The following is a 6,747-nucleotide window of genomic DNA, read 5'->3' on the forward strand; positions in this document are numbered from 1 at the left end:
ATGCGTAGCGCTTCCCTAACCCACCGACCGACGATAACAGGCGGGCATGGCCACGCTCGCTCCCCCAGCCGCCGACCACCCGCTTGCCGCCGTCGACGCCGCGGTCGACCGCGCCGCCGCCGCGCTCACCGATGCGCAGCGCGTCGACGGGCATTGGGTGTTCGAGCTCGAAGCCGATTGCACGATCCCGGCCGAATATGTCCTTCTACGCCACTATCTCGGCGAGCCGGTCGATGCCGTGCTGGAGGCGAAGATCGCGCGCTATCTGCACCGTATCCAGTCTGCCACGCATCACGGCTGGGGGCTGTTCCACGCCGGCGGTTTCGATCTCAGCGCAAGCGTGAAGGCTTATTATGCGCTCAAGATGATCGGCGACGACGTGGACGCGCCGCATATGGCCCGCGCGCGCGCCGCGATCCTTGCCGCGGGCGGCGCGGCGGCGAGCAATGTCTTTACCCGGATCCAGCTCGCGCTGTTCGATGCCGGGCCGTGGTCGGCGGTGCCGACGATGCCGCCCGAGATCATCCTGCTGCCGCGCTGGTTCCCGATCCATCTCTCCAAGATGAGCTATTGGGCGCGCACCGTGGTGGTGCCGCTGCTGGTGCTCGCCGCGCGTCGGCCGGTCGCTCGCAATGCGAAGAACATCCGGGTCGACGAATTGTACACCGGCAAGGCCGCACATCTCGAGACGCGCGCCGCCGATCCCAAATGGCTGTGGACCAAGGGGTTCAATGCGCTCGATCGCGTGCTCAAGGCGGTCGACGGGCTGTGGCCGACGAAGCTGCGCGAACGCGCGATCAAGACCTGCGAAAATTGGGTGGTCGAGCGGCTCAACGGCGAGGACGGGCTCGGCGCGATCTACCCGGCGATGGCGAACAGCGTGATGATGTTCGACCTGCTCGGCTATCCCGAGGATCATCCGACGCGCGCGATCGCGCGCCAGTCGGTCGAGAACCTCCTCGTGATCGGCGAGGAGGAGGCTTATTGCCAGCCCTGCGTCTCCCCGGTGTGGGATACCGCGCTCGCCGCGCATGCGATGATGGAAGCGGGCGGCGAGGTCAATCAGGCCCGCGCCGAAGCAGCGCTCGACTGGCTCAAGCCGCGCCAGGTGCTCGATGTCGAGGGCGACTGGGCCGAGGAGCGCCCGGGTGTGCGGCCGGGCGGCTGGGCGTTCCAGTATAACAACGATCATTACCCCGATCTCGACGATACCGCGGTGGTGGTGATGGCGATGGACCGTGCCGCGGTCGCCGATCGCATGCCGATCGATCGCGGGGTCGAATGGACCGTCGGGCTGCAATCGAAGAACGGCGGCTGGGGTGCGTTCGACGCTGACAACAGCTACGACTATCTCAACAACCTGCCCTTCGCCGATCACGGCGCGTTGCTCGATCCGCCGACCGCCGACGTTTCGGCGCGCTGCGTGTCGATGCTCGCGCAGCTCGGCGAAGGACGCGACAGTCCCCGGATGGCCGCCGCGCTCGATTATCTGCGCCGCGAACAGGAGCCCGACGGGAGCTGGTTCGGCCGCTGGGGGGTGAATTACATCTACGGCACCTGGTCGGTGCTGTGCGCGCTCAATGCGGCGGGGCTGGAGCCCGAGGAGCCGATGGTCGCGCGCGCGGTGGCGTGGCTCCGCGCGATCCAGAATCCCGACGGCGGCTGGGGCGAGGATTGCGACAGCTACGACCTCAAACGCACCGGGCATGTTCCCGCCCCGTCCACCGCCTCGCAGACCGCCTGGGCGTTGCTCGGGCTGATGGCCGCGGGCGAGGTGGAGAGCGAGGCGGTGCAGCGCGGCACCGAATGGCTCGCGGCGCATCAGGAAGCCGACGGGCTGTGGGGGCAGGAATATTATACCGGCGGCGGTTTCCCGCGAGTCTTCTACCTGCGCTACCACGGCTATCCGAAATATTTCCCGCTGTGGGCGATGGCGCGTTACCGCAACCTCAAACGATCGAACACCAAGCGCGTCACGGTCGGGATGTGACGCTGATCGTCGCCTGCGGGCTGAAGCGCGAGGCGCGGATCGTCGCCCGCGCCAGCGGCGATGTCGTGACGGTGATCGGCGGCGGCGATGCGATGCGGCTTGAGGCGGCGCTGGAGCGTGCGGCATCCGCCGCTCGCGCTGAGCTTGTCGAAGGATCTGCCGCTATCATCCTGTCGTGCGGCATCGCGGGCGCGCTCGTGCCGTCGCTCGAACCCGGCGAAATCGTGATCGACGGCGATGCGGCTGTGGTCGAGCGACTGGGTCAGGCGCTGCCCCGCGCGCATCGCGGAACGATCGCCGGGAGCGACACGATCGCCGCGACCGTCGCCGAGAAACGGGCGCTCGCCCAGCGCACCGGCGCGCTCGCGGTCGATATGGAGACCCATGTCGCCGCGCGTGTCGCCGCGCGACATGGGCTGCGCTTCGCTGCGTTGCGGGTGATCTCCGACCGCGCGACCGACGATCTGCCGCCTGCCGCACTGGTCGGAATGCGCCCCGACGGCGGGATGGCGCTCGGTGCGGTGCTGGCGTCGCTGGCACGCAACCCCGGGCAGCTTCCCGCACTGATCCGCACCGGGCGGCAGGCCGACCGCGCGTTCAGCAGTCTGTCACAAGCGTTCGAGGCGATCATCCGCGCCGGGATCGATCGCCTCTAACCGTCACGCCGCGTTCTGGACACGCTTATACCCCTCGGGGTCGGCGGCCTTGATCCGTTCGAGCTCGCGCTCGACGTGGCTCGAATAGACGTCCTCCGCCGGCCGCGCGTTCGAAAGGTCGACGTCGGGCGCCATCGCCCCCTCGGTCTTCACCCCGTTGCGCCCGAGCTTGAACATCTTGAGCGGGTGGCGGATCGCATCGGTTGCGGCGGTGCCCTCGAAGCCGCAATGCGTCATGCAGTTCGAGCATTTCTCGTACTTGCCGACGCCGTACTGCTCCCAGTCGGTGCCTTCCATCAGCTCCTTGAAGGTCGCGACATAGCCCTCGCCGAGCAGGTAGCACGGCTTCTGCCAGCCGAAGATCGTGCGCAACGGCATCGACCAGGGGGTGCATTCATAGGTCTGGTTGCCGGCGAGGAAATCGAGGAACAACGGCGAATTGGTGAAGGTCCACGCCTTGCCGCCGTCGCCGCGCGCGAAAACGTCGCGGAAGAAGCGCTTGGTGCGCTCACGGTTGAAGAAATGCTCCTGATCGGCGGCGCGCTCATAGGCATAGCCGGGCGAGACCGTGATCTCGACGCCCAGCGCCTCCATCTCGTCGAAGAATGCCGCCAGCCGCCCGGCGTCGGCACCATCGAACACGGTGCAATTGACCTGGACGCGGAACCCCTTCGACTTGGCGAGCTGGATCGCCTCGATCGCCACCTCATAGGTGCCCTCGCGATCGACCGCATGATCGTGCATCTGCCGGTCACCATCGAGGTGGATCGACCAGGTGAAGAACGGTGACGGCGAATATTCGTCGATCTTCTTCTTCAAAAGCAGAGCGTTGGTGCAAAGGATCACGAATTTCTTCTTCGCGATATAGCCCTTTACGATCCGCGCCATATCGCGATGCAGCAGCGGCTCGCCGCCGGCGATCGAAACCGCCGGCGCGCCGCATTCGTCGATCGCTTCCATGCATTGCTCATAGGACATGCGCTGATTGAGGATCGCGTCGGGATAATCGATCTTGCCGCAGCCGGGGCACGCCAGGTTGCAGCGGAACAGCGGCTCCAGCATCAGCACCAGCGGATAGCGCCCGCCCTTGATATGCTGCTTCAGCGTGTAGGCGCCGATCCGGGCGACTTGCGCAAGCGGTAAACTCATCCGATCAATCCTATTCCGCGGCCATTGCCCGTCTGAGCTGGGCCGGCAGGGTGAATTCGATTTCTTCCTTAACACCGTCCAGCTGCCGCACGGCAACCGGGCGCACCGCGGCGAGCGCGGCGATCACATTCTCCACCAGTTCATCAGGCGCGGATGCCCCGGCGGTGATGCCGACGGTCCCGACGCCGTTCAGCCATAGCGGATCGACGGCACTCCCGTCATCCACCAGATAGCTTGGCACGCCCATCTCGTCGCCGATCTCGCGTAACCGGCTCGAATTGGAGCTGTTGCGCGCGCCGACGACGATCAGGAGATCGCTCTGCCGCGCCAGATCGCGCACCGCGGTCTGCCGGTTCTGCGTCGCATAGCAGATATCGGCGACGTCCGGCCCGACCACATCGTCGAAATGCTGGTGGAGCGCCGCGATCACCCCGCGGGTATCATCGACGCTCAGCGTGGTCTGGGTGACATAAGCGATCGGCGTATCGGTCGCGAGCGGCAGCGCGACGACGTCCTCGGCGGTCGAGACGAGATGGACCGGCGCATCGATCTGCCCCATCGTGCCGATCACCTCGGCGTGGCCGGCGTGGCCGATCAGCACCAGCGTCCGCCCCGCCTTGACGTAGCGGCGCCCCTGCACGTGGACCTTGGTGACCAGAGGACAGGTCGCGTCGAGCACCGGCAGATCGCGCGCGGCGGCGGCCTCCTCGACCGAACGTGCGACTCCGTGCGCGCTGAACACGGTCGGCGCGCCGGCGGGAATCTCATCGAGCTCCTCGACGAAGATCGCGCCCATCGCGCGCAACCGCTCGACCACCCGCCGGTTGTGGACGATTTCGTGCCGCACATAGACCGGCGCGCCATAGAGCTCGAGCGCGCGTTCGACGATATCGATCGCGCGGATCACCCCGGCGCAGAAACCGCGGGGGCTGGCGAGCAACACATTGAGCGGGGATGAAGCAGAATCACCGGTCATCTTACGCTAAACACCATCATTTACCGGCTCCCGTGCGCTGCAGATAGTCGCTCTATCCTCCTTACAAAAGAAAGAAATATGCGAGGCGACGCAAGTCCCTGTCGCGTCGAGGGGTGGACGCCCCTGCATTGAACACGTTACTCTAGCGGCAACCGTTTTCGGAGTGTTCGATGCGTATCCCCTTCGCTGCCGCCTTGCCTTTCGCGCTGATCGCGGCCGTTCCCGCCCAGGCGCAGACCGATCCCGCGCGCACCGCGGTGCAGGGGCTGGACGACGGCCTTCTCGCGATCATGAAGGCGAAAGGAACGGTCAAGAGCCGCGCCGCGTCGATCGCCCCGGTGATCGACCGCGCCTTCGATCTGCCGCTGATGACGCGGCTTGCGGTCGGCCCGGCCTGGACCACCACCGCCCCCGCCGATCAGCAAGCGCTGGTCGCCGCGTTCCGCCGTATGACGATCGCGCAATATGCCACCAATTTCGACGATTGGTCGGGCGAACGCTTCGTCATCGCCGATCGGATCGAGGCGCGCGGCGGCGACAAATTGGTCCGCACCACGCTCGCCGCACCGGGCAAGGCGGATATCGCGATCAGCTATCGCCTGCGTCAGACCGGCGGGGCGTGGAAGATCATCGACGTCTTCTATCGCAATTCGATCAGCCAGGTCGCGACGCGGCGCTCGGATTTCGCGAGCGTGCTCGCCAGGGGCGGCGCGAAGGCGCTGGTCGCGCATCTCGACAGTCTCGCCGCCAAGGGTAGCTTTTGACGGTCCCATTCCTTCTTCCCGTCGCGGTGCTGGTCGCCGCGCCGGTGCAGGCCCAACCGATCGACACCGCGCCCCCGGCGGCGGTCGTCGTTCCGGCACAGGCCGCGCCGCCGGTCGTCGTCGTGCCACCGCCGCCGGCCGCAACGCCGGCGAGTGCAGAGGCGCCGCGCGAGCTGGCCGATCCGCTCGCCGATCCGGCCACGACGACCGCCGCCGCGCCGCCCACCCCCGCGGCATCGCGCCATTATCCCGGCGACCCGCTCGAAGGCTTCAATCGCGCGATGTTCGGCATCCACCAGGGGCTCGACAAGGCGATCTATCGCCCGGCGGCGATGGGCTACAAACATATCGTGCCCAAGCCGGTGCGGTCGGGGGTGCGCAATTTCTTCAGCAACCTGACCGAGCCGGTCGTTTTCGCCAATTATCTGCTGCAATTGCGCTTCGGAAAGGCGCTGCGTCCGTTCGCGCGCTTTCTGGTCAATTCGACGATCGGGATCGGCGGGCTGTTCGACGTCGCGAAGCGCAAGCCGTTCCATATCCCGCACAAGGACAATTTCTTCGGGGATACTTTGGCCTATTATGGCGTCGGCCCCGGTCCGTATCTGTTCCTGCCGCTGGTCGGCCCGACGACGTTGCGCGACATATTGGGCGGTCCGCTCGACGGCATCGGCTGGCCGCTGGTGATCGGCGAGCCGTTCACCAACTGGCGTTATCAGTTCGGCAGCCTTGCGGTCACCGGGCTCGATCTGCGCGCCGAATCCGATGCCGATCTGCGTGCGCTGTTCAGCGGCGCGGTCGATCCTTATGCGACGCTGCGTTCGGTCTGGCTGCAGAACCGCGCGGCGGAAGTCGCGGCGCTGCATGATCACGGCACGGGAGAAACGCCCGCGACCGAACTCGACGATCCGCTGCACGATCCCGGCGCCGGCACCGCGCCGCCGGCGGCTAAATCCGATAACCCACGGGAATTGCAGGATCCGCTAACCGATCCCGCCTCACCCGTGCCGCATTGATGCCCTGATCACGACGATTGTTTCAGGGATATGACGAATTAAGTAAGGCGCCCCATGACCATTAGCTTCGAAACGCCATTGCTTGACACGATAGCCGATCCGTTGGCGCTGCGTCGTTTGCCGCCTGAGCGGTTGCGCGAGGTGGCGGACGAGCTGCGCGCGGAGACGATTTCGGCGGTGGGCCAGACCGGGGGGCATC

Annotated in this window: 7 protein-coding genes; 5 read left to right on the forward strand and 2 right to left on the reverse strand. The window is 66.5% G+C overall.

Annotated features, from left to right (window positions below; all coding sequences use genetic code 11):
- The first annotated feature begins 46 nt into the window (after positions 1–46).
- Together shc and NED98_RS22165 are read left to right on the forward strand one after the other, a co-directional pair.
- Complete coding sequence (gene shc / locus NED98_RS22160; RefSeq protein WP_265314511.1) at positions 47–1,990, forward strand: squalene--hopene cyclase; 1,944 nt, start codon at positions 47–49, stop codon at positions 1,988–1,990.
- Positions 1,987–2,646, forward strand: a complete 660-nt coding sequence (locus NED98_RS22165) for a phosphorylase family protein (protein WP_265314514.1) — start codon at positions 1,987–1,989, stop codon at positions 2,644–2,646. Before shc ends, NED98_RS22165 begins: the two co-directional genes overlap by 4 nt.
- 3 nt (positions 2,647–2,649) lie before the next feature.
- Here NED98_RS22165 and hpnH read toward each other — a convergent pair whose 3' ends face one another.
- Positions 2,650–3,795, reverse strand: a complete 1,146-nt coding sequence (gene hpnH / locus NED98_RS22170; RefSeq protein WP_179512202.1) for an adenosyl-hopene transferase HpnH — start codon at positions 3,793–3,795, stop codon at positions 2,650–2,652.
- Positions 3,796–3,805: 10 nt separating this feature from the next.
- A complete protein-coding gene (gene ispH, locus NED98_RS22175; RefSeq protein WP_265314515.1) occupies positions 3,806–4,771 on the reverse strand; it encodes a 4-hydroxy-3-methylbut-2-enyl diphosphate reductase in 966 nt (321 codons plus the stop codon).
- A 170-nt stretch (positions 4,772–4,941) separates the two neighbouring features.
- On the opposite strand from ispH, the gene NED98_RS22180 reads away from it, so the two are divergent.
- The 3 genes from NED98_RS22180 to NED98_RS22190 form a co-directional block, all read left to right on the forward strand.
- A complete protein-coding gene (locus tag NED98_RS22180; RefSeq protein WP_179512204.1) occupies positions 4,942–5,535 on the forward strand; it encodes an ABC transporter substrate-binding protein in 594 nt (197 codons plus the stop codon).
- On the forward strand, positions 5,532–6,548 hold the full coding sequence (locus NED98_RS22185; RefSeq protein ID WP_265314517.1) for an MlaA family lipoprotein: 1,017 nt from the start codon (positions 5,532–5,534) through the stop codon (positions 6,546–6,548). The genes NED98_RS22180 and NED98_RS22185 overlap by 4 nt, the downstream gene beginning before the upstream one ends.
- 54 nt (positions 6,549–6,602) lie before the next feature.
- On the forward strand, positions 6,603–6,747 hold a 145-nt coding region (locus NED98_RS22190), incomplete at its 3' end, for a 1-deoxy-D-xylulose-5-phosphate synthase N-terminal domain-containing protein (RefSeq protein ID WP_265271591.1).

The sequence above is a fragment of the Sphingomonas lycopersici genome, from assembly GCF_026130605.1.
Lineage (GTDB): Bacteria > Pseudomonadota > Alphaproteobacteria > Sphingomonadales > Sphingomonadaceae > Sphingomonas > Sphingomonas lycopersici.

Bases quoted from the DNA above. Each gene is read 5' to 3' on its own strand.
- hpnH (WP_179512202.1), bottom strand. From the start codon at position 3,795: ATGAGTTTACCGCTTGCGCAAGTCGCCCGGATCGGCGCCTACACGCTG.
- NED98_RS22180 (WP_179512204.1), top strand. From the start codon at position 4,942: ATGCGTATCCCCTTCGCTGCCGCCTTGCCTTTCGCGCTGATCGCGGCC.
- shc (WP_265314511.1), top strand. From the start codon at position 47: ATGGCCACGCTCGCTCCCCCAGCCGCCGACCACCCGCTTGCCGCCGTC.
- ispH (WP_265314515.1), bottom strand. From the start codon at position 4,771: ATGACCGGTGATTCTGCTTCATCCCCGCTCAATGTGTTGCTCGCCAGC.